Genomic DNA, 24,053 nt, shown 5'->3' on the forward strand with positions numbered 1-24,053 from the left:
CCCATGGACAAGCCTGACGAGTCTGTGACGGATCTGATCCGCGCCCGCGATGTTCGTGGTTTCGAATCCTGGGCGCTGCCCAGCTTCGACCCGCCCAAGCCCAAGCCTGAGCCTGAGCCGGAACCGGAGCCCGAGCCGCCGGAAATGGAAGAAGTGCCGCTGGAAGAAGTCCAGCCACTGACTCTGGAAGAACTCGAAAGCATCCGTCAGGAGGCTTACAACGAGGGCTTCGCCATTGGCGAAAAGGAAGGGTTTCACAGCACCACGCTGAAGGTGCGTCAGGAAGCTGAAACAGCACTGGCGGCGAAAGTCGCCAGCCTTGAGCTGTTGATGGCCAACCTCTTCGAACCGATCGCCGAGCAAGACACACAGATTGAAAAGTCGCTGGTCGACCTCGTGCAACACATTGCCAAACAGGTGATCAAGCGCGAACTGGCCATCGATTCGAGCCAGATCGAACACGTCATGCGCGACGCCCTCAAGCTGTTGCCGCTGGGTGTGGAAAACGTGCGCCTGTACGTCAATCCGCAGGATTTCGCCCAGGTCAAAGCCCTGCGCGAGCGCCACGAAGAAACCTGGCGCATCGTCGAAGACGAGTCGCTGTTGCCGGGCGGCTGCCGGGTTGAAACCGAGCACAGCCGCATCGACGCCAGTGTGGAGTCGCGGGTGACCCAGGTCATGGCCAAGCTGTTCGACCAGCTGCATGAGCAGGCCCTGCACCCGGCAGCGCCGGACTTGAGTCTGGAGATCCCCGAAGACACCCCAGCGGTTGTCGACTCTGACGAGCCGCGCGCGGACGCCAGCGATGCGCCTTGAACGCACCAGCTTCGCCAAGCGCCTGAGCACCTACGCCGAGGCCACCGAGATTGCCGGCGCGCCGATCCTTGAAGGTCGGCTGCTGCGCATGGTCGGCCTGACCCTCGAAGCCGAAGGCCTGCGCGCCGCCATGGGCACCCGTTGCATGGTGATCAACGACGACAGCTATCACCCGTCTCAGGTGGAAGCAGAAGTCATGGGCTTTTCCGGCAGCAAAGTCTTTCTGATGCCGGTCGGCAGTGTCGCCGGTATCGCCCCGGGCGCCCGCGTGGTGCCGTTGGCCGACACCGGTCGTTTGCCGATGGGCATGAGCATGCTCGGCCGTGTTCTCGACGGCGCGGGGCGTGCGCTGGACGGCAAGGGCGGGATGAAAGCCGAAGACTGGGTGCCGATGGACGGCCCGACAATCAACCCGCTCAACCGTGATCCGATCAGCGTGCCGCTGGATGTCGGCATCCGTTGCATCAACGGTTTGCTGACGGTCGGCCGTGGCCAGCGTCTGGGTCTGTTCGCCGGTACCGGTGTCGGTAAATCGGTGCTGTTGGGCATGATGACCCGCTTCACCGAGGCCGACATTATCGTCGTTGGTCTGATCGGTGAGCGTGGTCGCGAAGTTAAGGAATTCATCGAGCACATTCTCGGTGAAGAGGGCCTCAAGCGCTCGGTGGTGGTCGCCTCGCCAGCGGACGATGCACCGCTGATGCGTATGCGCGCGGCGATGTATTGCACGCGCATCGCCGAGTATTTCCGCGACAAGGGCAAGAACGTTCTGTTGCTGATGGATTCGCTGACTCGTTTCGCCCAGGCCCAGCGGGAAATCGCTTTGGCCATCGGCGAGCCGCCAGCAACCAAGGGCTATCCGCCCTCGGTGTTCGCCAAACTGCCGAAACTGGTTGAGCGCGCCGGTAACGCGGAGAAGGGCGGTGGCTCGATCACGGCGTTCTACACCGTACTGTCCGAAGGCGATGACCAGCAGGACCCGATTGCCGACTCGGCGCGCGGTGTACTCGATGGCCACATCGTCCTGTCGCGGCGCCTGGCCGAGGAAGGCCACTATCCGGCGATCGACATCGAAGCGTCGATCAGCCGGGTGATGCCGGCGGTGGTTTCGCCAGATCACATGCAGCGTGCGCAGTATTTCAAGCAGCTTTGGTCGCGCTATCAGCAGAGCCGCGATCTGATCAGCGTCGGCGCCTACGTCGCCGGCGGCGATCGCGAGACCGACCTGGCGATTTCCCTGCAGCCGCAGTTGGTCAGGTATCAGCGCCAGGGCCTCAACGACAAAATCAATCTGGGTGAGAGCCAGGCCTATCTGGAAACCCTGTTCGCCCCTGCGGCGGGCGGGTAACCGGCCATGGCCGTCAGTCGCGCCGCGCGCCTTGCACCGGTGGTGGAAATGGCCGAACAGGCCGAGAAAGCCGCCGTGCAGCGGCTTGGTTATTTCCAAGGTCAGGTAAAAGTCGCGGAAAGCAAACTGGCCGACCTCAATGCCTTTCGTCTGGATTACTCGCAGCAATGGATCGTGCGCGGCAGCACCGGCGTCACCGGGCAATGGCTGCTGGGCTTTCAGGGCTTTCTGGCGCAACTCGACACCGCCGTCGACCAGCAACGGCAAAGCCTGGTCTGGCACCAGAACAAGCTCGACAAGGCGCGTGAGGAGTGGCAACAGGCGTTTGCCCGCGTCGAGGGTTTGCGCAAACTGGTGCAGCGCTATCGCGACGAGGCGCAGCGCCTTGAGGACAAGCGCGAGCAGAAGCTGCTGGATGAGTTGTCGCAGCGCTTGCCGCGACGTGATGCCTTCTAAACCTCAGCGCTAATCCCTGTGGGAGCGGGCTTGCTCGCGAATGCATTCGACCAGTTGATGCAATATTGACTGACACGCCGCATTCGCGAGCAAGCCCGCTCCCACACTTGTTCCACCGTTGCGCCTTGCCCCAACCCTATCCAGCTGCTAAACCTTGTACAGGTTCGTCAATGACAAGGAAGCCAGTCAATGTCAGTCGTTACAGAAGTTTCACCGGATGGTCACAAGCTGACCATCGCGGTCAAAGGCCGGTTCGATTTCGGCCGCCATCAAGAATTCCGTGAGTCGTATGAGCGGCTCCCGCGCAAACCCGAATCCATCGTGGTCGATCTCAAAGAGGCCACTTACCTCGACAGCTCGGCGCTGGGCATGCTGCTCTTGCTGCGTGACCATGCCGGCGGCGACGAGTCGGATATCCGCGTCGTCAACAGCAGTTCCGATGTGAAGAAAATCCTCGCGATTTCCAACTTCGACAAACTCTTCGACATCAGTTGACGCCCATGCAGGCGCAAGAGCCGCTCACCGTTCTTATTGCCGAAGACAGCGCCGCCGACCGGCTGCTGCTGTCGACCATCGTCCGTCGTCAGGGCCATCAGGTTCTGACGGCGGCCAACGGTGCCGAAGCGGTCGATACCTTCAAAAAACAGCAACCCGATCTGGTGCTGATGGATGCGTTGATGCCGGTGATGGACGGCTTTGAGGCGGCGCGGCAGATCAAGGCGCTGGCAGGTGAAGCGCTGGTGCCGATCATCTTCCTCACCTCGCTGACCGAAAGCGAAGCGCTGGCCCGTTGTCTGGAGGCCGGTGGCGACGATTTTCTGGCGAAGCCTTACAACCAGGTGATCCTCGCCGCCAAAATCAAGGCGATGGATCGTTTGCGGCGTCTGCAGGCGACGGTACTGCAACAGCGCGACCTGATCGCCAGGCATCACGACTATCTGCTCAACGAACAACGCGTGGCCAAAGCGGTGTTCGACAAGGTTGCGCATTCGGGCTGCCTGAGTGCGCCGAATATCCGTTACCTGCAATCGCCGTACGCACTGTTCAACGGCGACTTGTTGCTCGCGGCGTACACGCCGGCCGGTGACATGCACGTCATGCTCGGCGATTTCACCGGCCACGGTTTGCCAGCGGCGGTGGGTGCCATGCCGCTGGCCGAAGTGTTCTACGGCATGACCGCCAAAGGTTACGGGTTGGCGGAAACCCTGCGCGAGATGAACTCCAAGCTCAAGCGCATCCTGCCGGTGGACATGTTCTGCTGCGCCACGTTGCTCTGTTTGAGTTTCCAGAGCCGCTCGGTAGAAGTGTGGAACGGCGGCATGCCCGACGGATACTTGCACCGCATGGCCAGCGGCGAGCGGGTGCCTTTGCCGGCGCGACATCTGCCGCTGGGGATTCTCGGTGCGCAGGCCTTCGATGACCGTACGGATGTGTACCCGATGGCTGTTGATGATCGGGTGTTTCTGCTGTCCGACGGGGTCATCGATACCTGCGATGCCAATGACCAATTGTTCGGCGTCGAGCGCCTGCAGCAGGTCTTTGCGGCGAACCGGGAGCCGGATCGGCTGTTCGAGGATATCGAGCAGGCGTTGCGCGATTTTCGCGGACAGGCCCGGGATGACGTGAGCATGGTCGAGGTCAGCCTGCTGGAGTCGGCGCAGGCGCACGGCGCGGCGCCGGTGTACTCCGACAGCGGCCAGTCGTGCCCGCTGGACTGGTCGGCCAGTTTTGAGTTTCGCGGTGCCACGCTCAGGCGATTCAATCCGATGCCGTTCCTGTTGCAGTTGCTGCTTGAGGTACACGGCCTACGCGCGCAAAGCGGGGCGCTTTATAGCGTGCTCGCCGAGTTGTATTCCAACGCGCTGGAGCATGGCGTACTCGGGCTGGATTCCAGCCTCAAGCGCGATGCCACTGGGTTTGCCCGTTATTATGAAATGCGCGCGGCGCGGCTGGAGGCGCTGCAGGACGGCTTCGTGCGCGTGCATCTACAGGTGAAACCGCAAAGTGAGGGTGGACGCCTGGTGATCCGGGTCGAGGACAGTGGCGAGGGCTTCGATGTCGCGCGGGTCATGGAGCGGCCCGTGGATAACGTCCGCTTGTCGGGCCGTGGCATCAGTCTGGTCCGGCAGTTAGGGCGCAATGCCAGTTGGTCGGACCAAGGTCGTAGTGCCAGCGTGGAGTTTTTCTGGGAGATTGGGGCATAATCCGCCCATTCTTGATCAAGGAGTGAGCAAGTGACTGACCCACATGTAGATCGCGATGTCCTCGACACCTTGCGCGAGGTGATGGAGGACGGCTATCCGGAATTGCTGGAGACTTTTCTGGCAGATTCGGAAAGCCGCCTGCACGAATTGCAGGACAGCACCAGCGCCAAAGCGTTGTCTGATGTCGCCCACAGCTTCAAGGGCAGCGCCAGCAACATGGGCGCCATCCGGCTGGCAGCGTTGTGCCAGGATCTGGAGTCGAACGCTAAGGACAAAAGTCCGGAAGCGCTCGCGCAACTGGTTGCCGACATCCATTCTGAATTCGTCGACGTACGCCCGGTGTACGAAAACGAAAAGCACCACGTCCACACCCACTGAATCCGTCGTCCGGCGCTTTTCGCAGGTGTCTGGCCAAACTGGCCCGGCACTTGCAGTCATTTTGCTCAACTGTACCTACGATCCCAGTGCAGCGGAGACCGTGTCATGCCTGCGACCCCTAACATTCTTCTTCAGACCGCCGCTCAGGCCAAGGCGCAAGCAGCCTCTGCCAAATCGTCGGCAATGGCCGCAGATGCCGGGGACAAGGCTTCCAGCTTCGCTAAAGTATTCGCCGATCAGGCGCCGGCCAAGCCTGCCGTGAGTGCTGACAATTCAGTCAAACCGGCACGCGACAAGGTCGCAGACGGCAGCAACAAAAAGGACGTCGGCAAAGATCAGTCTGCCGCGCCTGAGCCAGCGGTTGCCGATAGCGGCAAAGCGTTGCCTGCCGAAAAACCGGCGGCGAGCGAAGACGCGAATGCCGCAGACGATGACGCCACTGAAACAGTACAAACCCCTGTGGCCGATGCCGCGCCGGCAGACCCGACGCTCGATCCGGCCTTGGCGCAAATCGTCCAGCCACTGGTGGCAGCGCCTGTTGTGCCAGCCCCCGTAGTCGCAACGCCAGCCCAGCCGGAAACCGAAACACCTGCCTTGGCCGCGGTGCCGGGCATGGTCAAGGATCCGGCGGCAACCGACAGCGATTTCGATCCTTCGGCTGACCCGCTTGACTCGCTGCCAGCCGTTCGCATGGCGATGGAGCAGGGCGGGCATATTTCCGCCGCCAGCCAGGCTCAGCCCAAGGCTACTCCCGCGCAAGCTCAGGCCGACGGCGAACTCACCGCGGCGCAGAACTTCGCTGCCGGCATGGCCAGCATGCTGGACGTGCAGGCAGACAAGGACAGCACCAGCCAGGGCGGCGAAAAGGCCTTTAGCGGGCTGATCGATGATGGCCTGAAGGATCTGAAATCGGCTACCAGCGACACCCGCGTCGACGACTTCGCCAACCGACTGGCAGCACTGACCCAAGCCGCCACGCCAAAAACCGCCAATGCGCTGCCGGTGAATCAGCCGATCGCCATGCATCAGAGCGGCTGGACCGAAGAAGTGGTCAACCGCGTCATGTACCTGTCCAGCGCCAACCTGAAAGCCGCCGACATTCAGTTGCAACCGGCGGAGCTTGGGCGCCTGGATATCCGCGTGAACATGGTCCCTGATCAGCAAACCCAGGTGACCTTCATGAGCGCGCACCCGAGCGTGCGTGAAGCGCTCGACAGCCAGATGCATCGCCTGCGCGACATGTTCAACCAGCAGGGCATGGGCCAGGTCGACGTCAACGTCGCCGACCAGAACCGTGGCTGGCAGGGGCAAGGGCAGGAGCAGGCGCAGCAGGGCCAGAGCGGTCGCACCAGCGCCGCGGGCGGGCGTCTGGATGCGGCGGATGAAGAATTGGCACCCGCTGCTATTGCCGACGTCGCCGCTCAAACAACAAGCGTGATTGGCACCAGCGCAGTCGACTATTACGCCTGATGTAACGCAGAACCCAGTGTGGGAGCGGGCTTGCTCGCGAACGCGGCGTCACATTCAACATTGAGGTTGTCTGTCACACGGCATTCGCGAGCAAGCCCGCTCCCACAGTTGTTTTGCGGTGCCATCCAATATCCTCCGGACACTTCTGGCATAACACTTGCTCTTGCCTTGCCGTGCGACTGTGAAACCCCCGATTAGTGACGGATTATTGGCATGGCGAAGAGCGAAGCTGCAGCAGTAAAAGACCCCGCAACCAAAGGCAAACTCAAGCTGATCATCGTGATCGTGCTGGCGTTGCTGGTGGCCATTGGTGCATCCGTCGGGGCGACCTGGTTCTTCATGCATGGCGCGCAGAGCAAGCCTGCCGAGGCCGCCGATGCAGCGCCCGTCGGCAAGCAGCCAGCGATTTTCGAGCCGATGGCGCCGGCCTTCGTTGCCAACTACAACCAGAACGGCCGTCAGCGCTACATGCAGGTGAGCATCACCATGCTGGGGCGCAATCAAGCCGATCTGGACGCGCTCAAAGTGCACATGCCGGTTATCCGCAACAACCTGGTGATGCTCTTCTCCGGTCAGGATTTCGCCACACTGGCGACCCCGGTCGGGCAAGAGATGTTGCGCCAGAAAGCCACAGCCAGCGTCCAGGAAGTGGCGCAGAAAGAGCTGGGCAAAGTGGTCATCGAACAGTTGCTTTTCACTAATTTCGTACTGCAGTAGGAACACGACATGGCCGTGCAGGATCTGCTGTCCCAGGATGAAATCGATGCGCTGCTGCATGGCGTCGATGATGGTCTGGTACAGACCGATAATGCTGCCGAACCCGGCAGTGTCAAAAGCTACGACCTGACCAGCCAGGATCGCATCGTCCGCGGACGCATGCCGACGCTGGAAATGATCAACGAGCGTTTCGCCCGCTACACCCGCATCAGCATGTTCAACATGTTGCGTCGCTCGGCGGACGTTGCCGTCGGTGGCGTGCAGGTGATGAAGTTTGGCGAATACGTGCACTCGCTGTACGTGCCGACCAGCCTCAACCTGGTCAAGATCAAGCCGTTGCGCGGCACCGCGCTGTTCATCCTCGACGCCAAACTGGTGTTCAAGCTGGTGGACAACTTTTTCGGCGGCGACGGCCGTCACGCGAAGATCGAAGGGCGTGAATTCACCCCGACCGAACTGCGCGTGGTGCGCATGGTGCTCGAGCAGGCCTTCGTCGATCTGAAGGAAGCCTGGCAGGCGATCATGGAAGTCAACTTCGAGTACATCAACTCGGAAGTGAACCCGGCCATGGCCAACATCGTCGGCCCGAGCGAAGCGATCGTGGTCTCCACCTTCCACATCGAACTCGATGGCGGTGGCGGCGATCTGCACGTGACCATGCCGTACTCGATGATCGAGCCGGTGCGCGAGATGCTCGACGCCGGTTTCCAGTCCGATCTCGACGATCAGGACGAGCGCTGGGTCAACGCCCTGCGCCAGGACGTGCTCGATGTCGACGTGCCGATCGGTGCCACCGTGGCCCGTCGCCAGTTGAAGCTGCGCGACATCCTGCACATGCAACCGGGCGATGTGATCCCGGTCGAGATGCCGGAAGACATGATCATGCGCGCCAACGGCGTGCCGGCCTTCAAGGTCAAGATGGGCTCGCACAAAGGCAACCTCGCGTTGCAAGTGATCGAGCCGATCGAGCGTCGCTGAGGCGATGCTTTCCACCCCCGCATTTAACTGAATTGTTGCCCGCCGAGGACACATGATGAACGACGATATGAACGCGCAGGACGATCAGGCACTGGCCGATGAATGGGCTGCGGCCCTGGAAGAAACCGGTGACGCCGGCCAGGCTGACATCGATGCACTGCTGGCTGCCGACGCTGGTACTTCCAGCTCCAACCGTCTGCCAATGGAAGAGTTTGGCAGCGTGCCGAAGAACAACGACCCAGTGACCCTCGACGGTCCGAACCTGGACGTGATCCTCGATATTCCGGTGTCGATTTCCATGGAAGTCGGCAGCACCGACATCAACATTCGCAACCTGCTGCAACTCAACCAGGGTTCGGTGATCGAGCTTGATCGTCTGGCCGGCGAACCGCTGGACGTGCTGGTCAACGGCACTCTGATCGCCCACGGCGAAGTAGTGGTGGTCAACGAGAAGTTCGGCATCCGCCTGACCGACGTGATCAGCCCAAGCGAACGCATCAAGAAGCTGCGCTGAGTGAAAAGGTTTCTCTGGGCTCTGCTGGTACTGCCGCTGAGCGTCCTCGCCGCCGAGCCGAACGCGAACACCGCTGCGCCTGCTGCCACCGCGCCGATGGTCAGCAGCGGCGTGGCCGGTCAGTTGACCCAACTGGTGTTCGGCTTGCTGTTGGTGCTGGGCCTGATCTTCTTGCTCGCCTGGCTGTTGCGCCGCGTGCAGCAGGCGGGGCCGGCGGGCAAGGGGCAGGTGATCGAGTTGATCGGTTCGCGTGCGCTCGGCCCGCGTGATCGGTTGATGCTGGTGCAGGTCGGCAACGAGCAGATTCTCCTCGGCCTCAGCCCTGGCACCATCACTGCGCTGCATGTGCTCAAAGAGCCGGTCGAAGTCCCCACGGCCAGCGAAAAAGCGACGCCGGAATTTGCCCAGCATCTGCTGAAAATTCTCGGCAAGGACCAAAAGGATACGAAGTAATGGGTGCGCTCCGCATCGTCTTGACGCTGGTCCTGTTGCTGGCCGCGCCGCTGGCGTTCGCCGCCGATCCGTTGTCGATTCCGGCGATCACGCTGGGCACCAATGCCGACGGCGCGCAGGAATATTCGGTCAGTCTGCAGATCCTGCTGATCATGACCGCGCTGAGTTTTATTCCGGCGGCGGTCATTCTGATGACCAGTTTCACGCGGATCATCATCGTCTTCTCGATCTTGCGTCAGGCCCTCGGCCTGCAACAGACGCCGTCGAACCAGATCCTCACCGGCATGGCGCTGTTCCTGACGCTGTTCATCATGGCGCCGGTGTTCGACCGGGTGAACAACGACGCGCTGCAACCGTATCTGGCTGAAACCCTGACCGCGCAGCAAGCGGTGGAAAAAGCGCAGGTGCCGATCAAGGACTTCATGCTCGCCCAGACCCGGACCAGCGATCTTGAGTTGTTCATGCGCCTGTCCAAGCGCACCGACATCGCCACCCCGGATCAAGCACCGCTGACCATTCTGGTCCCGGCGTTCGTTACCTCGGAACTTAAAACCGCCTTCCAGATCGGCTTCATGATCTTCATTCCGTTCCTGATCATCGACCTTGTCGTCGCGAGCGTGCTGATGGCCATGGGTATGATGATGCTCTCGCCGCTGATCATTTCGCTGCCGTTCAAGATCATGCTGTTCGTGCTGGTCGATGGCTGGGCGCTGATCATCGGCACCCTCGCCAGCAGTTTTGGAGGTGTCTCGCCATGACGCCGGAAGTCGCGGTCGATATCTTTCGTGAAGCCCTTTGGCTGACCACCGTGATGGTCGCCATTCTGGTGGTGCCGAGCCTGCTGGTCGGCCTGCTGGTGTCGATGTTCCAGGCCGCCACGCAGATCAACGAACAGACGCTGAGCTTCCTGCCGCGTCTTCTGGTGATGCTGGTAACCCTGATCATCGGCGGTCCGTGGATCGTGCAGACGTTCATGGAATACATCATCCAGCTGTACAAAAACATTCCGATGGTCATCGGCTAAGCCATGCAATCGCTGCTTCAGCTGACCGACACCCAGATCAGTACCTGGGTGGCATCGTTCATGTTGCCGCTGTTTCGCGTAGCGTCGATGCTGATGGTCATGCCGATTTTCGGCACCACTCTGATCCCGCGTCGCGTGCGCCTGTATTTCGCTGTGGCGATCACCGTGGTCATCACCCCGGCGCTGCCGCCGATGCCTGCCGTCAGTCCCCTCGACCTCAGTGGCCTGCTGATGATTGGCGAGCAGATTCTGGTCGGCGCGGTGCTCGGCTTTTCCCTGCAACTGTTCTTCCAGGCCTTTGCTGTCGCCGGGCAGATCGTCGCGGTGCAGATGGGCATGGGCTTCGCCTCGATGGTCGACCCTACCAACGGCGTTTCGGTGGCGGTGATCGGTCAGTTCTTCACCATGCTGGTGACCCTGCTGTTCCTCTCCATGAATGGCCACCTGGTGGTGTTCGAAGTCCTGACCGAAAGCTTCACCACGTTGCCGGTCGGCGGCGGCCTGATGGTTGAGCATTACTGGGAGCTGGCCGGCAAGCTCGGCTGGGTGCTCGGCGCGGCGTTGCTGCTGGTCTTGCCGGCGATCACCGCATTGCTGGTGGTCAACATCGCCTTCGGTGTGATGACCCGCGCCGCACCGCAACTGAATATCTTCTCGATCGGTTTTCCGCTGACCCTGGTGCTCGGCCTGTTCATCATCTGGGTGGGGCTGGCGGACATTCTCAACCAGTATCAACCGCTGGCCAGCGAGGCCTTGCAGTTGCTACGCGAACTGGCACGGGCGCGCTGAGTCATGGCAGAAAGCGAGAGCGGTCAGGACAAAACAGAAGACCCCACGGAGAAACGCAAAAAGGACTCCCGTGAGAAGGGTGAAATCGCCCGTTCGAAAGAGCTCAATACTCTCGCCGTGATGATGGCCGGTGCCGCTGCGCTGCTGATTTTCGGTGGCATGCTCGCGCAGGAACTGCTGGACGTGATGCGCCTGAATTTCACCCTGTCCCGCGAAGTGGTGATGGATCAGGGCGCCATGGGCCGGTTTTTGCTGGAGTCGGGGCTGATCGCCTTGCTGGCGATTCAGCCGGTGATGATCACCCTGTTGCTTGCCGCGATCATCGGGCCGATCTCTCTGGGCGGCTGGCTGTTCGCGGCCGGCTCGCTGGCGCCCAAGTTCAGCCGGATGAATCCAGCGGCCGGCCTGAAACGGATGTTCTCGTTCAAGGCCGTGGTCGAACTGCTCAAGGCACTGGCCAAGTTCCTGATCACTCTCGGTGTGGCGCTGCTGGTGCTGTCGGCCGACGTCGATGACTTGTTGCGCATCGCTCATGAGCCGCTGGATCAGGCGATTATCCACAGCGTGCTGCTGGTCGGCTGGAGCACGCTGTGGCTGGCCTGCGGTCTGATCATCATCGCCGCCGTCGACGTGCCGGTGCAGCTCTGGGAAGCGCACAAGAAACTGCTGATGACCAAGCAGGAAGTGCGCGACGAACACAAGGATCAGGAAGGCCGACCGGAGGTCAAGCAGCGCATCCGTCAGACCCAGCGTGAAATGTCGCAGCGGCGCATGATGGCGGCGATTCCTGAAGCCGACGTGGTCATCACCAACCCGACCCACTACGCCGTCGCGCTCAAGTACGACTCGGAGAAGGGCGGCGCACCGGTGCTGCTGGCCAAGGGTAGCGACTTCATCGCCCTGAAAATCCGTGAGATCGCCGTGGCCAACAACGTCATGCTGCTGGAATCCCCGGCGCTGGCGCGCTCGATTTACTACTCCACCGAGCTTGAGCAGGAAATCCCCGGCGGCCTGTATCTGGCGGTGGCCCAGGTGTTGGCTTACGTCTACCAGATCCGCCAACACCAGGCAGGCAAGGGCAAGCGTCCGGATCCGTTGAAGGATGATTTGCCGATTCCACCGGATTTGCGTCGGGATACCTGACCTTCCCATGTGACACAAAAACCGCCGTCCCGATTGAATGGGGTGGCGGTTTTTTTGTGATCATTCCCACGCAGAGCGCGGGAATGATCAGCGTTAGGCCGGCCTACTGCGGCAACTCCAGATTATCCAGCACCCGATTCACCGCCAATTCCCCGAGCATGATCAGCTGCGCAATCCCCATCAGGGTTCGGCGCTGGGATGGTTTCACCAGTCCGGCGAATTCCTGGGCGATGGTTTTGGCTGAGGCGAGGGTTTCGCAGGCGTTGGCCAGCAGGTCTTCGTTTTTGGTGTCGGCGGTGACGGCGTACATGGCGCGGGGGCTGTAGGGCGGTGGGGTCGAGCCGGGCGGGCAGAGGTAGTGGTCGAGGGCGCGGTCGGCGGCTTGGTGGAGTTTTTTTGAATCGAGGGATTCGTAGGGAGAGGTGGGGTCGGTTTCGGGTGGGTTGGGTGTTGGTTTGATCATGGTGAAGCTCCTGAGGTTATGGAGCCACTCTTTTTCCTGTCGCTAAACAGGTGAAGGTGGCAGCTGTACGCAGGTTAGCGAACCGGTCTCAGGCACCCCGGTAGACCCTAAGGTCTCCCGCATACAGCCGCCATAACGTTATTGCGGGCGAAAAATCCCGCAACGAAGCCACGATCGCTGATGCACTGAGTTGGTCCGGGTCGCTAAACCCGATCGCTGATTCGTCAGCGACCGGACCACAATAGAATCCGACCCCAAAGCGCACAAGCCGGCGGATTCTGGCTTGGCTGTAGGCATTGGCGCAAGGTTTTGTAGCCTTGAGACCGTGTCTGCAGGTGTCTTTTAAACTCGTCGTTTAAAACAAGATCGCAGCCTTCGGCAGCTCCTACAGGAGACGTAAATCCATGTAGGAGCTGCCGAAGGCTCGGGCCGCGATCGGACGATCTTTTCTGCTTGGGCAAAAGTTGGAAAGCTTCTTGCAATAGCCGCCCTGCGCCCGCTCGGGGCGTCAAAAGTTTGCTTTAAAGGAACGGGGAAAACCGGTGGATCGCTCTCAGTTACTCAACACTGCTCGCACAAACGTTGCCGACCTCAGTCGAGGCAATCTGGGCGTGCCGTTGTTGCTGCTGGTCATGCTGGCCATGATGATGTTGCCGGTGCCGCCGTTCCTGCTCGACGTCTTTTTTACGTTCAACATTGCCCTGTCCATCGTCGTCCTGCTGGTCTGCGTGTATGCGCTGCGGCCGCTGGATTTTGCCGTGTTCCCGACCATTCTGCTGGTGGCGACGCTCCTGCGCCTGGCCTTGAACGTGGCCTCCACACGGGTGGTAATGCTCAATGGTCAGGACGGCCACGAAGCCGCCGGCAAGGTGATCCAGGCCTTCGGTGAGGTGGTGATCGGCGGTAACTACGTGGTCGGTATCGTGGTGTTCGCGATTCTGATGATCATCAACTTCGTCGTAGTGACCAAGGGTGCCGGGCGGATTTCCGAGGTGAGCGCGCGCTTCACCCTCGATGCCATGCCCGGCAAACAAATGGCCATCGACGCCGACCTCAACGCCGGCCTGATCGACCAGAACCAGGCCAAGTCGCGCCGTCAGGAAGTTGCCCAGGAGGCGGAGTTCTACGGTTCGATGGACGGTGCCAGCAAGTTCGTCCGTGGTGACGCCATCGCCGGCCTGCTGATTCTGTTCATCAACCTCATCGGCGGTATGGCGGTCGGTATCTTCCAGCACGGCATGAGCTTCGGCGATGCGGGCAAGGTTTACGCGTTATTGACCATCGGTGACGGTTTGGTGGCGCAATTGCCATCACTGTTGTTATCGACAGCGGCGGCGATCATGGTGACCCGTGCCTCCGGCTCGGAAGATATGGGCAAACAGATCAACCGCCAGATGTTCGCCTCGCCGAAAGCGCTGGCCGTGGCTGCAGGTTTGATGGCGGTGATGGGCCTGGTGCCGGGCATGCCGCACTTCTCCTTCCTGAGCATGGCAGCGCTGGCCGCAGGCGGCGCGTACCTGTTCTGGAAGAAGCAGAACGTTGCCAAGGTCGTGGCGCTGGAAGAGGTCAAGCGTCAGCAGGAACTGCTGCCATCGCCGGCCCGCGCCATGGAAACCAAAGAGCTGGGCTGGGACGACGTCACGCCGATCGACATGATCGGTCTGGAAGTCGGCTATCGCCTGATTCCGCTGGTGGATCGCAATCAGGGCGGGCAATTGCTGGCGCGGATCAAGGGCGTGCGCAAGAAGCTCTCGCAGGATCTGGGCTTCCTGATGCCGACTGTGCACATCCGCGACAACCTCGATCTGGCGCCGAGCGCTTATCGCCTGACGCTGATGGGCGTGATTCTGGCAGAGGCCGAGATCTATCCGGACCGCGAACTGGCGATCAACCCCGGTCAGGTCTACGGCTCGCTCAACGGTATCAACGCCAAAGATCCGGCTTTCGGCCTGGAGGCGGTGTGGATCGAAATCAGCCAGCGCGCCCAGGCGCAATCGCTCGGTTACACCGTGGTCGATGCGAGCACCGTGGTCGCCACCCACTTGAACCAGATTCTGTACAAGCACTCCAGTGAGCTGATCGGCCACGAGGAAGTGCAGCAACTCATGCAATTGCTGGCCAAGAGCTCGCCGAAACTGGCGGAAGAGCTGGTGCCGGGCGTGGTTTCGCTGTCGCAGTTGCTCAAAGTTCTGCAAGCGCTGCTCGCCGAGCACGTGCCGGTGCGCGACATCCGCAGCATCGCCGAAGCGATCGCGAACAACGCTGCCAAGAGTCAAGATACCGCCGCGCTGGTCGCCGCTGTGCGGGTCGGCGTATCGCGCGCCATCGTCCAAAGCATTGTAGGCACTGAGTCCGAGCTGCCTGTAATCACATTGGAACCAAGGTTGGAACAGATATTGCTCAATAGTCTGCAGAAGGCAGGACAAGGCTCGGAAGAAGGCGTTCTGCTGGAGCCGAGCATGGCCGAGAAGCTGCAACGTTCGTTGATCGAAGCGGCCCAGCGTCAGGAAATGCAAGGCCAACCGGTGATCCTGCTGGTCGCAGGCCCGATTCGCGCGATGCTCTCGCGCTTTGGTCGCCTCGCAGTCCCAGGGCTGCATGTGCTGGCCTACCAGGAAGTACCGGACAACAAGCAAGTGACCATCGTTGCGACAGTAGGGCCCAACGGCTGAGGTAGTGGTTTATGCAAGTTAAGCGTTTTTTCGCCGCCGATATGCGTCAGGCCATGAAGCTGGTTCGCGATGAGCTGGGCGCTGATGCCGCCATCATCGGCAACCGCCGCATCGCCGGCGGCGTCGAGTTGACGGCGGCACTGGATTACAAATTGTCGGCGCTGGCGCCACGGGTTCCGAACATGGAGCTCGAAGACGAGCTGCGCAAGACCCAGTCGCGCATCGTCACTGCCCAGGCCGAGCTGAGCCTGCGTGGCGAAGCCGACGGCAACACCAATCAGCAGTTGTTCGCCGGGCTGCCATTGACCGCAGGCCTGCCGCTGACCGCTGCCGAGCCGTTGAGCGAGCCGACCCACGCGGCGCCGGCGCGTCCGGCCGCAGCCCCTGCACAAGCCTCCGCCGGTGTCGATCCGCGTGCGCTGGACTCGATGCGTTTTGAATTGAACAGCCTGCGCGAGCTGATGGAAGTGCAGCTCGGCACGCTGGCCTGGAATCAGTTGCAAGGCAGCCGCCCAGCCCAGGCCAATCTCTATCGCCGTCTGCAGCGCATCGGCCTGTCCGGCCCGCTGTCGCGCGATCTGTTGGCACTGGTTACCGATATCGAAGAGCCGCGTCAGGCCTGGCGCATGCTGCTCGCTCACCTGGCGCGGATGATTGCCGTGCCGGAAGTCGAGCCGCTGGAAGAGGGCGGTGTGATTGCCATGGTCGGCCCGGCCGGCATGGGCAAGACCACGACGCTGGCCAAGCTTGCCGCGCGTTACGTGCTCAAGTACGGCGCGCAGAACGTCGCGCTGGTGAGCATGGACAGCTTCCGCATCGGCGCGCAGGAACAACTGAAAACCCTCGGTCGCATCCTCAACGTGCCAGTCACGCACGTCGATCCGGGTCAGTCGCTGGTACAGGCATTGGATCCACTGCTACGCAAGCGCGTGGTTTTGATCGATACTGCCGGGCTGCAGGCCAGTGATCCGGCGTTGCGCATGCAGCTTGAGAGCCTGGCCGGGCGTGGCATCCGCTCTAAAAATTATCTGGTCCTGGCAACCACCAGCCAGAAACAGGTTCTAACCGCCGCTTATCATAGTTACAAGCGTTGCGGGCTAGCCGGCTGCATCCTGACTAAACTGGATGAGACGGCCAGTCTCGGCGAAGTGTTGAGCCTGGCGATCAGTCATGAATTGCCGGTCGCGTACCTGACCGATGGCCCACGGATTCCGGATGATCTGCATCTGCCGCGCCGTCATCAACTGGTCAGCCGCGCCGTCAGCGTGCAAATGCAGGAAGAACCCAGCGAAGAAGCCATGGCTGACATGTTCGCTGATATCTATCACAGCCCGACCAAGCAGGTTGGCTGAGGTATTCATGAACAGTTTTTGTACCTACATCGATGGTCTGCCACGCATTGTTCCCATCGGGAACGCGCAGCCAGTAATGTGGCCTCCGTCTATGCAAGACAAGGTAAAGAAATAACATGGGCAGCATGCATCCCGTACAGGTGATCGCGGTGACCGGCGGCAAAGGTGGCGTCGGCAAGACTAACGTGTCAGTGAACTTGTCGCTGGCGCTGGCAGAGCTTGGCCGTCGGGTCATGCTGCTGGACGCCGACCTCGGTCTGGCGAACGTCGACGTTCTGCTGGGGCTGACCCCCAAACGCACGCTGGCCGACGTGATCGAAGGCCGCTGCGAACTGCGCGACGTGCTGTTGCAGGGCCCGGGCGGGATTCGCATCGTGCCGGCGGCCTCCGGCACGCAGAGCATGGTGCACCTGAGCCCGGCGCAACACGCCGGCCTGATCCAGGCGTTCAGTGACATCGGCGACAATCTCGACGTGCTGGTGATCGACACCGCTGCGGGTATTGGTGACTCGGTAGTCAGTTTCGTGCGCGCAGCGCAAGAGGTGTTGCTGGTGGTCTGCGACGAGCCAACTTCGATCACCGACGCTTACGCGCTGATCAAGTTGCTCAACCGCGACTACGGCATGAACCGCTTCCGCGTGCTGGCCAACATGGCACAGAGCCCGCAGGAAGGGCGCAACCTGTTCGCCAAGTTGACCAAGGTCACGGATCGTTTTCTCGACGTCGCTCTACAATACGTCGGCGCCGTGCCATACGACGAAAGCGTGCGCAAAGCGGTGCAGAAGCAGCGCGCCGTCTACGAAGCCTTTCCCCGTTCCAAGTGCGCGCTGGCCTTCAAGGCTATCGCCCAGAAGGTCGACACCTGGCCGCTGCCGGCGAACCCGCGCGGTCATCTGGAATTTTTCGTCGAGCGTCTCGTGCAGCAAACCGCAGGGCCTGTGATATGACCGCCAGTGGCATGAATCTTTACAAAAAGTCGGCGCGTGACGCGCAATACGAATTGATCGAGCGTTACGCGCCACTGGTCAAGCGCATTGCCTATCACTTGCTGGCACGCCTGCCGGCCAGTGTGCAGGTCGAGGACCTGATCCAGGCTGGGATGATCGGTCTGCTCGAAGTCTCGACCAAATACGACGCCAGCAAAGGCGCCAGTTTCGAAACGTACGCGGGCATTCGAATCCGCGGCGCGATGCTCGACGAAGTGCGCAAAGGGGACTGGGCGCCACGCTCGGTTCACCGTAATACCAGGATGGTCAGCGACGCGATTCGCTCGATTGAAGCTAAAACCGGTCGTGACGCTAAAGATCACGAGGTTGCGGCCGAACTCCAATTGAGTCTCGACGATTACTACGGGATTCTGAATGACACCCTGGGCAGTCGCTTGTTCAGTTTCGACGACCTGTTGCAGGACGGCGAACACGAAGGGCTGCACGAGGATGGCGCCAGTGCTCATATGGAGCCGTCACGCGATCTGGAAGATGAACGCTTCCAGGCGGCGCTGGCGGACGCGATTGCCAATTTGCCGGAGCGTGAGCGACTGGTGTTGGCGCTGTACTACGACGAAGAGCTGAACCTCAAGGAAATCGGTGAAGTCCTTGGCGTCAGTGAATCGCGGGTCAGCCAGTTACACAGCCAGTGCGCGGCCCGTTTGCGGGGGCGTTTGGGGGAGTGGCGAGCGCGCTGAAGGCAGTGTGGGGACACTGCGAAACGAGGCTGGTGCGGTGATGAACGGCGCCGGTCTCGATCCGTTGTGCTCCAGACAAACTTCGAGTGCTATGCCGATTGATTGAAGTGGCGTGTCCAGGTGCTGGGCGCGTTTAAGACTGCTTGGAGGTCGAATTGAACAAAGACATGAAAATCCTCATCGTTGATGACTTCTCAACGATGCGGCGGATCATCAAGAACCTGCTGCGCGATCTTGGGTTCACCAACACCGTCGAGGCCGACGATGGCACCACTGCCATTCCGGTGCTCAACAGCGGCAGCATCGACTTTCTGGTAACGGACTGGAACATGCCGGGCATGACCGGTATCGACCTGCTGCGTCACGTGCGCGCCGATGAAAAACTCAAGCACCTCCCGGTGTTGATGGTGACTGCTGAAGCCAAGCGCGAGCAGATCATCGAGGCCGCTCAGGCCGGCGTGAACGGTTACGTGGTCAAACCTTTCACGGCTCAAGCGTTGAAAGACAAAATCGAGAAGATTTTCGAACGCATCGGCTGATGAATGCGCGGGGGAGCTATGGAGCATAACGAATCATCCCAGGGCGATTTTGAATCGACCCTGAAAAAACACGCGGTCGAACTGGTCGAGAGCCTTGAAAAAGGCAAGTTCGGCGACGCGGTGCAACTGATCCATGAGCTCAATCAGACCCGTGACCGCGGCCTGTATCAGGAAGTGGGCAAGCTGACACGTGAACTGCACAGTGCGATCGTCAATTTCCAGATCGATCCGCACATGCCGCAAGCCGAGGAGGTGTCGCAAATCACCGACGCCACCGAACGCCTGGGTTATGTGGTCAAGCTGACGGAAGCCGCGGCCAACCGCACCATGGATCTGGTGGAAAGCGCCACGCCGGTGGTCAACAGTCTGGCTGATGAAGCGCAGACCTTGAGCGCCGATTGGGGCCGCTTCATGCGTCGCGAGGTCGGGGCTGAAGAGTTCCGCGAACTGGCGCGCCGGGTCGACGGTTTTCTGTCACGCAGCAGCACGGACAACCGTGCGGTGTCGAGCAACCTCAACGACATTCTGCTGGCTCAGGATTATCAGGACCTCACAGGTCAAGTGATCAAGCGCGTGACCCAACTGGTCACCGAAGTCGAAAGCAATCTGCTCAAACTCGTGCTCATGGCCAGTCAGGTCGACCGCTTTGCGGGCATCGAACATGACCGCGCCGCAATGCTTGCTGAAAAAGATCCACAAAAACATCTCTCGCAGGGTGAAGGTCCGCAGATTCATGCCGATAAACGAGAAGACGTTGTGTCCGGTCAGGACGATGTGGACGATTTGCTATCCAGCCTTGGATTTTGAAGTTTAGGTTTTTAGACCTGTTAGGAGCACCCCATTAATGAGCTTCGGCGCCGATGAAGAGATCCTTCAGGATTTCCTGGTTGAGGCCGGCGAGATTCTTGAGCAACTGTCCGAACAACTGGTCGAGCTGGAAAGCCGCCCGGATGATGCAGATCTGCTCAATGCAATTTTTCGCGGTTTCCACACTGTAAAAGGGGGCGCCGGCTTCCTTCAGCTCAATGAGCTGGTGGAGTGCTGTCACATCGCCGAAAACGTGTTCGACATCCTGCGCAAGGGTGAGCGTCGCGTTGATGCAGAACTGATGGACGTTGTGCTCGAAGCGCTGGACGCGGTGAACAGCATGTTCAGCGAAGTCCGCGAACGTGCACCGATCACTGCCGCCACGCCGGAGCTGCTGGCCGCGCTGGCGCGTCTGGCCGAGCCGCAATCGGCTGACGAGGCCGTGGCCGCACCGGTGGAAGTGGTCGAAGAGCCGGTTGCCGAAAGCGCGTCGGACGACATCACCGATAACGAATTCGAACAACTGCTGGACTCGCTCAATGCCGTGAAGGCCCAGGCCGAGGCTCCGGCCGCTGCTGTGGCGCCCGCGCCGGTTGCCGACACGGCGGCCAGCGATGAAATCAGCGACGCCGAATTTGAATCGCTGCTCGATCAACTGCACGGCAAGGGCCAGTTTGCGGTGGATGCGGTCGCTGCGGCGGCACCAGCAGCGCCGGCCGCGCCTGCTGCAGGCGACAGCTCGGACATCACCGACGACGAATTCGAAGCCTTGCTCGATCAGCTGCACGGCAAGGGCAACTTCGCCGTTGACGCGCTGGAGTCGGCCATCGCTTCGGCACCGGCAGCACCTGCTGCACCGGCAGCCGCTGCCGCCGGTAGCGACCTGATCAGCGATCACGAATTCGAATCGCTGCTCGACGAATTGCACGGCAAAGGCAAGTTTGACGCCAGCGCTGCGACTGCCGGCTCTGCGTCGAGCGTCGCCACGCCAACGGCGAAAGCTCCGGCTGCCGCTGCTGCGCCGAAACCTGCGGCCAAGCCTGAGCCGAAAGCCGAGACGCCGAAACCGGCCGCCGCTGCTGCACCGGCGCCGGCCCGTGCGCCAGCTTCTGCCCCGGCAGAAAAACCGGCCAGCGAAGCAGAAACCACCGTGCGCGTCGATACCGCGCGGCTCGACGAGATCATGAACATGGTCGGCGAGCTGGTGCTGGTGCGTAACCGTCTGGTGCGCCTGGGCCTCAACAGCGGCGACGAAGCCATGTCCAAAGCCGTGTCGAACCTCGACGTGGTCACCGCTGACTTGCAGACCGCCGTGATGAAAACGCGGATGCAGCCGATCAAGAAGGTCTTCGGGCGCTTCCCGCGTCTGGTTCGCGACCTCGCGCGGCAGCTCAAGAAAGAGATCAACCTGGAACTGGTGGGTGAAGAAACCGACCTCGACAAAAACCTTGTCGAGGCCCTGGCCGACCCGCTGGTCCACTTGGTGCGCAACGCCGTCGACCACGGCATCGAGTCGCCGGAAGAACGCGAAGCGTCGGGCAAGGCCCGTGGCGGTCGCGTGGTGCTGGCGGCCGAGCAGGAAGGTGACCATATCCTGCTGTCGATCTCCGATGACGGCAAAGGTATGGACCCGAATGTCCTGCGTTCGATCGCGGTAAAACGCGGTGTGATGGACAAGGACGCGGCCGATCGCCTGAGCGATACCGAGTGCTACAACCTGATTTTCGCTCCGGGTTTCTCGACCAAGACCGAGATCTCCGACGTGTCCGGCCGTGGTGTCGGCATGGACGTGGTGAAGACCAAGATTTCCCAGCTCAACGGATCGATCAACATCTACTCGACCAAGGGCCAGGGCTCGAAGATTGTCATCAAGGTGCCGTTGACGCTGGCGATCATGCCGACGCTGATGGTCATGCTCGGCAATCAGGCGTTCGCGTTCCCGCTGGTCAACGTCAACGAAATCTTCCACCTCGACCTGTCGACCACCAATGTCGTCGACGGTCAGGAAGTGGTGATCGTGCGCGACAAGGCGCTGCCATTGTTCTACCTCAAGCGCTGGCTGGTCAGCTCCGCCGCTCACGAAGAGCAGCGCGAAGGCCATGTGGTGATTCTTTCGGTGGGCACTCAGCGGATCGGCTTTGTCGTCGATCAACTGGTGGGCCAGGAAGAAGTGGTCATCAAGCCATTGGGCAAAATGCTCCAGGGCACTCCGGGCATGTCCGGCGCCACCATCACCGGTGACGGCCGCATTGCGCTGATTCTCGATGTTCCAAGCATGCTCAAGCGTTACGCCACAAAGCGTATTTGAATCCGGGACGGCGGCGCGATGACGCGCCGCTGCACCTAATGGAGTGTTTATGGCAGTCAAAGTCCTGGTGGTGGACGATTCGGGTTTTTTCCGCCGCCGCGTCTCGGAAATTCTTTCGGCGGATCCGAGCATCCAGGTGGTCGGCACGGCCACCAACGGTAAAGAGGCGATCGATCAGGCCATGGCCCTCAAGCCTGACGTGATCACCATGGACTACGAGATGCCAATGATGGACGGCATCACGGCAGTGCGGCACATCATGCAGCGCTGCCCGACCCCGGTGTTGATGTTCTCCTCGCTGACGCACGAAGGCGCGCGGGTGACCCTCGATGCGCTGGACGCCGGCGCGGTGGATTTCCTGCCGAAGAATTTCGAAGACATCTCGCGCAACCCCGAGAAGGTCAAGCAACTGCTGTGCGAGAAAGTCCACAGCATCTCGCGCAGCAATCGTCGTTTCAGCGCCTACAGCGCGCCGGCTCCTGCCGCCGCGCCAGCACCGACGCCTGCCCCGGCAGCGTCGAGCTACGGTAGCCAGAGCAACTCTGTCCCGGCGCGTCCGGCGCCTGCGCCAGCACCTGCTCGCGCATCGGCTGCCAGCGCTTCGTCGTCAGCCCCGAAACGCAAAGCCTACAAACTGGTTGCCATCGGTACTTCGACGGGCGGCCCGGTTGCGCTGCAGCGTGTACTGACCCAATTGCCGGCGAACTTCCCGGCGCCGATCGTGCTCATTCAGCACATGCCGGCGGCGTTCACCAAAGCGTTTGCCGAGCGCCTCGACAAGCTCTGCCGCATCAGCGTCAAGGAAGCCGAGGATGGCGACATCCTGCGTCCAGGCCTGGCGCTGCTGGCGCCGGGTGGCAAGCAGATGATGATCGACGGCCGTGGCGCGGTGAAGATTTTGCCGGGTGACGAGCGTCTGAATTACAAGCCGTGCGTTGACATCACGTTTGGCTCGGCGGCGAAATCCTACGGCGACAAAGTGCTGGCAGTGGTTCTCACCGGCATGGGCGCCGACGGTCGCGAAGGTGCGCGTCTGCTCAAGCAGGGCGGCAGTTCGGTGTGGGCGCAGGACGAGGCCAGTTGCGTGATCTACGGTATGCCGATGGCCATCGTCAAAGCCGATCTGGCTGACGCGGTGTACGGTCTGGACGATATCGGCAAGCATATCGTCGAGGCGTGTATCTGATGGATGTTCTCAGCCTTATCGGACTCATCATGGCGTTCGTCGCCATCATCGGCGGCAACTACCTTGAAGGCGGTCACCTCGGCGCACTGGCCAACGGCCCGGCGGCGTTGATCGTGCTGGGCGGCACGGTCGGTGCTGCGCTGCTGCAATCGCCGATGAGCGCGTTCAAGCGCGCCATGCAGATTCTGGCGTGGATCTTCTTCCCGCCGCGTGTCGACCTCGCCGGCGGCATCGACCGCGTGGTCAATTGGAGCCTGACGGCACGCAAGGAAGGCCTGCTCGGTCTTGAAGGCGTGGCCGACGCCGAACCCGACAGCTACTCGCGCAAGGGCCTGCAACTGCTGGTCGACGGCGCCGAGCCGGAAGCGATTCGCAGCATTCTCGAAGTGGATTTCTACACTCAGGAATCCCGTGATATCGAAGCGGCCAAAGTTTTTGAAAGCATGGGCGGGTACGCGCCAACCATCGGCATCATCGGTGCAGTGATGGGCCTGATTCACGTGATGGGCAACCTCGCCGATCCGTCGCAACTGGGTAACGGCATCGCTGTGGCGTTCGTTGCGACCATCTACGGCGTGGCCAGTGCCAACCTGATCCTCTTGCCGGTCGCGGCCAAGCTCAAGTCCATCGCGTTGCGGCAGTCGCGTTATCGCGAAATGTTGCTGGAAGGAATCCTGTCGATCGCCGAAGGTGAAAACCCGCGCTCTATCGAGCTGAAGCTTCAGGGCTTCATGGATTGATGGGGGAAATGG

The 24,053-nt window shown here is 61.1% G+C and carries 25 protein-coding genes; 24 read left to right on the plus strand and 1 reads right to left on the minus strand.

Going from position 1 to position 24,053, the window contains the following annotated elements; translation table 11 throughout:
• Positions 1-3 precede the first annotated feature (3 nt).
• The 15 genes from fliH to flhB all read left to right on the plus strand — a co-directional run bounded on the left by fliH (position 4) and on the right by flhB (position 12,290).
• On the plus strand, positions 4-816 hold the full coding sequence (fliH, locus tag CXF97_RS11775) for a flagellar assembly protein FliH (protein WP_101158638.1): 813 nt from the start codon (positions 4-6) through the stop codon (positions 814-816).
• Positions 806-2,164 (plus strand): flagellar protein export ATPase FliI, encoded by a 1,359-nt coding sequence (gene fliI, locus CXF97_RS11780; protein WP_016771077.1) that lies wholly within the window; start codon positions 806-808, stop codon positions 2,162-2,164. The genes fliH and fliI overlap by 11 nt, the downstream gene beginning before the upstream one ends.
• A 6-nt stretch (positions 2,165-2,170) precedes the next feature.
• Positions 2,171-2,620 carry a flagellar export protein FliJ gene (gene fliJ / locus CXF97_RS11785; RefSeq protein WP_101158639.1) on the plus strand — a complete coding sequence of 150 codons (450 nt, stop codon included), beginning with the start codon at positions 2,171-2,173 and terminating at the stop codon, positions 2,618-2,620.
• A gap of 189 nt (positions 2,621-2,809) precedes the next feature.
• The gene (locus tag CXF97_RS11790; RefSeq protein ID WP_101158640.1) at positions 2,810-3,115 is read left to right on the plus strand and encodes an STAS domain-containing protein; all 306 of its coding nucleotides are present in this window, start codon (positions 2,810-2,812) and stop codon (positions 3,113-3,115) included.
• Between the two features lie 5 nt (positions 3,116-3,120).
• Positions 3,121-4,824 (plus strand): fused response regulator/phosphatase, encoded by a 1,704-nt coding sequence (locus CXF97_RS11795; protein ID WP_101158641.1) that lies wholly within the window; start codon positions 3,121-3,123, stop codon positions 4,822-4,824.
• Positions 4,825-4,854: 30 nt separating this feature from the next.
• Positions 4,855-5,202, plus strand: coding sequence for an Hpt domain-containing protein (locus CXF97_RS11800; RefSeq protein ID WP_101158642.1), 348 nt, complete (start codon positions 4,855-4,857; stop codon positions 5,200-5,202).
• 105 nt (positions 5,203-5,307) lie between these two features.
• Entirely contained in the window at positions 5,308-6,672 is a 1,365-nt protein-coding gene (locus tag CXF97_RS11805; RefSeq protein ID WP_101158643.1) for a flagellar hook-length control protein FliK, read from the plus strand.
• 213 nt (positions 6,673-6,885) lie between these two features.
• The gene (fliL, locus tag CXF97_RS11810; protein WP_101158644.1) at positions 6,886-7,389 is read left to right on the plus strand and encodes a flagellar basal body-associated protein FliL; all 504 of its coding nucleotides are present in this window, start codon (positions 6,886-6,888) and stop codon (positions 7,387-7,389) included.
• A gap of 9 nt (positions 7,390-7,398) precedes the next feature.
• A complete protein-coding gene (gene fliM / locus CXF97_RS11815) occupies positions 7,399-8,367 on the plus strand; it encodes a flagellar motor switch protein FliM (protein WP_003222890.1) in 969 nt (322 codons plus the stop codon).
• Between the two features lie 55 nt (positions 8,368-8,422).
• Positions 8,423-8,881 carry a flagellar motor switch protein FliN gene (fliN, locus tag CXF97_RS11820; protein ID WP_016771070.1) on the plus strand — a complete coding sequence of 153 codons (459 nt, stop codon included), beginning with the start codon at positions 8,423-8,425 and terminating at the stop codon, positions 8,879-8,881.
• Complete coding sequence (gene fliO / locus CXF97_RS11825; RefSeq protein WP_101158645.1) at positions 8,882-9,334, plus strand: flagellar biosynthetic protein FliO; 453 nt, start codon at positions 8,882-8,884, stop codon at positions 9,332-9,334.
• Positions 9,334-10,092, plus strand: a complete 759-nt coding sequence (gene fliP / locus CXF97_RS11830) for a flagellar type III secretion system pore protein FliP (protein WP_101158646.1) — start codon at positions 9,334-9,336, stop codon at positions 10,090-10,092. The genes fliO and fliP overlap by 1 nt, the downstream gene beginning before the upstream one ends.
• Positions 10,089-10,358: a flagellar biosynthesis protein FliQ gene (gene fliQ / locus CXF97_RS11835; protein WP_101158647.1), complete on the plus strand. Its 270-nt coding sequence runs from the start codon at positions 10,089-10,091 to the stop codon at positions 10,356-10,358. The genes fliP and fliQ overlap by 4 nt, the downstream gene beginning before the upstream one ends.
• A gap of 3 nt (positions 10,359-10,361) precedes the next feature.
• Positions 10,362-11,147, plus strand: coding sequence for a flagellar biosynthetic protein FliR (gene fliR, locus CXF97_RS11840; protein WP_101158648.1), 786 nt, complete (start codon positions 10,362-10,364; stop codon positions 11,145-11,147).
• Positions 11,148-11,150: 3 nt separating this feature from the next.
• Positions 11,151-12,290, plus strand: coding sequence for a flagellar biosynthesis protein FlhB (flhB, locus tag CXF97_RS11845; RefSeq protein WP_101158649.1), 1,140 nt, complete (start codon positions 11,151-11,153; stop codon positions 12,288-12,290).
• Between the two features lie 103 nt (positions 12,291-12,393).
• Here flhB and CXF97_RS11850 read toward each other — a convergent pair whose 3' ends face one another.
• On the minus strand, positions 12,394-12,753 hold the full coding sequence (locus CXF97_RS11850; RefSeq protein ID WP_101158650.1) for a DUF6124 family protein: 360 nt from the start codon (positions 12,751-12,753) through the stop codon (positions 12,394-12,396).
• Between the two features lie 542 nt (positions 12,754-13,295).
• On the opposite strand from CXF97_RS11850, the gene flhA reads away from it, so the two are divergent.
• From flhA to CXF97_RS11895, 9 genes are all read left to right on the plus strand, one after another.
• Positions 13,296-15,425 carry a flagellar biosynthesis protein FlhA gene (gene flhA, locus CXF97_RS11855; protein ID WP_101158651.1) on the plus strand — a complete coding sequence of 710 codons (2,130 nt, stop codon included), beginning with the start codon at positions 13,296-13,298 and terminating at the stop codon, positions 15,423-15,425.
• An 11-nt stretch (positions 15,426-15,436) separates the two neighbouring features.
• Positions 15,437-16,777, plus strand: a complete 1,341-nt coding sequence (flhF, locus tag CXF97_RS11860; RefSeq protein ID WP_101158652.1) for a flagellar biosynthesis protein FlhF — start codon at positions 15,437-15,439, stop codon at positions 16,775-16,777.
• 116 nt (positions 16,778-16,893) lie between these two features.
• Positions 16,894-17,724, plus strand: coding sequence for a flagellar synthesis regulator FleN (gene fleN / locus CXF97_RS11865; RefSeq protein ID WP_016771060.1), 831 nt, complete (start codon positions 16,894-16,896; stop codon positions 17,722-17,724).
• The gene (gene fliA / locus CXF97_RS11870) at positions 17,721-18,461 is read left to right on the plus strand and encodes an RNA polymerase sigma factor FliA (protein WP_016771059.1); all 741 of its coding nucleotides are present in this window, start codon (positions 17,721-17,723) and stop codon (positions 18,459-18,461) included. Before fleN ends, fliA begins: the two co-directional genes overlap by 4 nt.
• A 167-nt stretch (positions 18,462-18,628) precedes the next feature.
• Positions 18,629-19,000 carry a chemotaxis response regulator CheY gene (locus tag CXF97_RS11875; protein ID WP_024012118.1) on the plus strand — a complete coding sequence of 124 codons (372 nt, stop codon included), beginning with the start codon at positions 18,629-18,631 and terminating at the stop codon, positions 18,998-19,000.
• Between the two features lie 18 nt (positions 19,001-19,018).
• A complete protein-coding gene (locus CXF97_RS11880; RefSeq protein ID WP_016771058.1) occupies positions 19,019-19,807 on the plus strand; it encodes a protein phosphatase CheZ in 789 nt (262 codons plus the stop codon).
• 37 nt (positions 19,808-19,844) lie between these two features.
• Complete coding sequence (locus CXF97_RS11885; protein WP_101158653.1) at positions 19,845-22,115, plus strand: chemotaxis protein CheA; 2,271 nt, start codon at positions 19,845-19,847, stop codon at positions 22,113-22,115.
• 49 nt (positions 22,116-22,164) lie between these two features.
• Positions 22,165-23,301 carry a chemotaxis response regulator protein-glutamate methylesterase gene (locus tag CXF97_RS11890; RefSeq protein WP_101158654.1) on the plus strand — a complete coding sequence of 379 codons (1,137 nt, stop codon included), beginning with the start codon at positions 22,165-22,167 and terminating at the stop codon, positions 23,299-23,301.
• Positions 23,301-24,041 (plus strand): flagellar motor protein, encoded by a 741-nt coding sequence (locus CXF97_RS11895; protein WP_039763601.1) that lies wholly within the window; start codon positions 23,301-23,303, stop codon positions 24,039-24,041. Before CXF97_RS11890 ends, CXF97_RS11895 begins: the two co-directional genes overlap by 1 nt.
• Positions 24,042-24,053: the final 12 nt, after the last annotated feature.

It is taken from the genome of Pseudomonas sp. Choline-02u-1 (assembly GCF_002836515.1).
Lineage (GTDB): Bacteria > Pseudomonadota > Gammaproteobacteria > Pseudomonadales > Pseudomonadaceae > Aquipseudomonas.

Excerpts from the sequence above, each read along its gene's own strand:
- fliH (WP_101158638.1), top strand. The coding sequence starts at position 4 with ATGGACAAGCCTGACGAGTCTGTGACGGATCTGATCCGCGCCCGCGAT.
- fliI (WP_016771077.1), top strand. The coding sequence starts at position 806 with ATGCGCCTTGAACGCACCAGCTTCGCCAAGCGCCTGAGCACCTACGCC.
- fliJ (WP_101158639.1), top strand. The coding sequence starts at position 2,171 with ATGGCCGTCAGTCGCGCCGCGCGCCTTGCACCGGTGGTGGAAATGGCC.
- CXF97_RS11790 (WP_101158640.1), top strand. The coding sequence starts at position 2,810 with ATGTCAGTCGTTACAGAAGTTTCACCGGATGGTCACAAGCTGACCATC.
- CXF97_RS11795 (WP_101158641.1), top strand. The coding sequence starts at position 3,121 with ATGCAGGCGCAAGAGCCGCTCACCGTTCTTATTGCCGAAGACAGCGCC.
- CXF97_RS11805 (WP_101158643.1), top strand. The coding sequence starts at position 5,308 with ATGCCTGCGACCCCTAACATTCTTCTTCAGACCGCCGCTCAGGCCAAG.
- fliL (WP_101158644.1), top strand. The coding sequence starts at position 6,886 with ATGGCGAAGAGCGAAGCTGCAGCAGTAAAAGACCCCGCAACCAAAGGC.
- fliM (WP_003222890.1), top strand. The coding sequence starts at position 7,399 with ATGGCCGTGCAGGATCTGCTGTCCCAGGATGAAATCGATGCGCTGCTG.
- fliN (WP_016771070.1), top strand. The coding sequence starts at position 8,423 with ATGAACGACGATATGAACGCGCAGGACGATCAGGCACTGGCCGATGAA.
- fliP (WP_101158646.1), top strand. The coding sequence starts at position 9,334 with ATGGGTGCGCTCCGCATCGTCTTGACGCTGGTCCTGTTGCTGGCCGCG.
- fliQ (WP_101158647.1), top strand. The coding sequence starts at position 10,089 with ATGACGCCGGAAGTCGCGGTCGATATCTTTCGTGAAGCCCTTTGGCTG.
- fliR (WP_101158648.1), top strand. The coding sequence starts at position 10,362 with ATGCAATCGCTGCTTCAGCTGACCGACACCCAGATCAGTACCTGGGTG.
- flhB (WP_101158649.1), top strand. The coding sequence starts at position 11,151 with ATGGCAGAAAGCGAGAGCGGTCAGGACAAAACAGAAGACCCCACGGAG.
- CXF97_RS11850 (WP_101158650.1), bottom strand. The coding sequence starts at position 12,753 with ATGATCAAACCAACACCCAACCCACCCGAAACCGACCCCACCTCTCCC.
- flhF (WP_101158652.1), top strand. The coding sequence starts at position 15,437 with ATGCAAGTTAAGCGTTTTTTCGCCGCCGATATGCGTCAGGCCATGAAG.
- fleN (WP_016771060.1), top strand. The coding sequence starts at position 16,894 with ATGGGCAGCATGCATCCCGTACAGGTGATCGCGGTGACCGGCGGCAAA.
- fliA (WP_016771059.1), top strand. The coding sequence starts at position 17,721 with ATGACCGCCAGTGGCATGAATCTTTACAAAAAGTCGGCGCGTGACGCG.
- CXF97_RS11875 (WP_024012118.1), top strand. The coding sequence starts at position 18,629 with ATGAAAATCCTCATCGTTGATGACTTCTCAACGATGCGGCGGATCATC.
- CXF97_RS11880 (WP_016771058.1), top strand. The coding sequence starts at position 19,019 with ATGGAGCATAACGAATCATCCCAGGGCGATTTTGAATCGACCCTGAAA.
- CXF97_RS11885 (WP_101158653.1), top strand. The coding sequence starts at position 19,845 with ATGAGCTTCGGCGCCGATGAAGAGATCCTTCAGGATTTCCTGGTTGAG.
- CXF97_RS11890 (WP_101158654.1), top strand. The coding sequence starts at position 22,165 with ATGGCAGTCAAAGTCCTGGTGGTGGACGATTCGGGTTTTTTCCGCCGC.
- CXF97_RS11895 (WP_039763601.1), top strand. The coding sequence starts at position 23,301 with ATGGATGTTCTCAGCCTTATCGGACTCATCATGGCGTTCGTCGCCATC.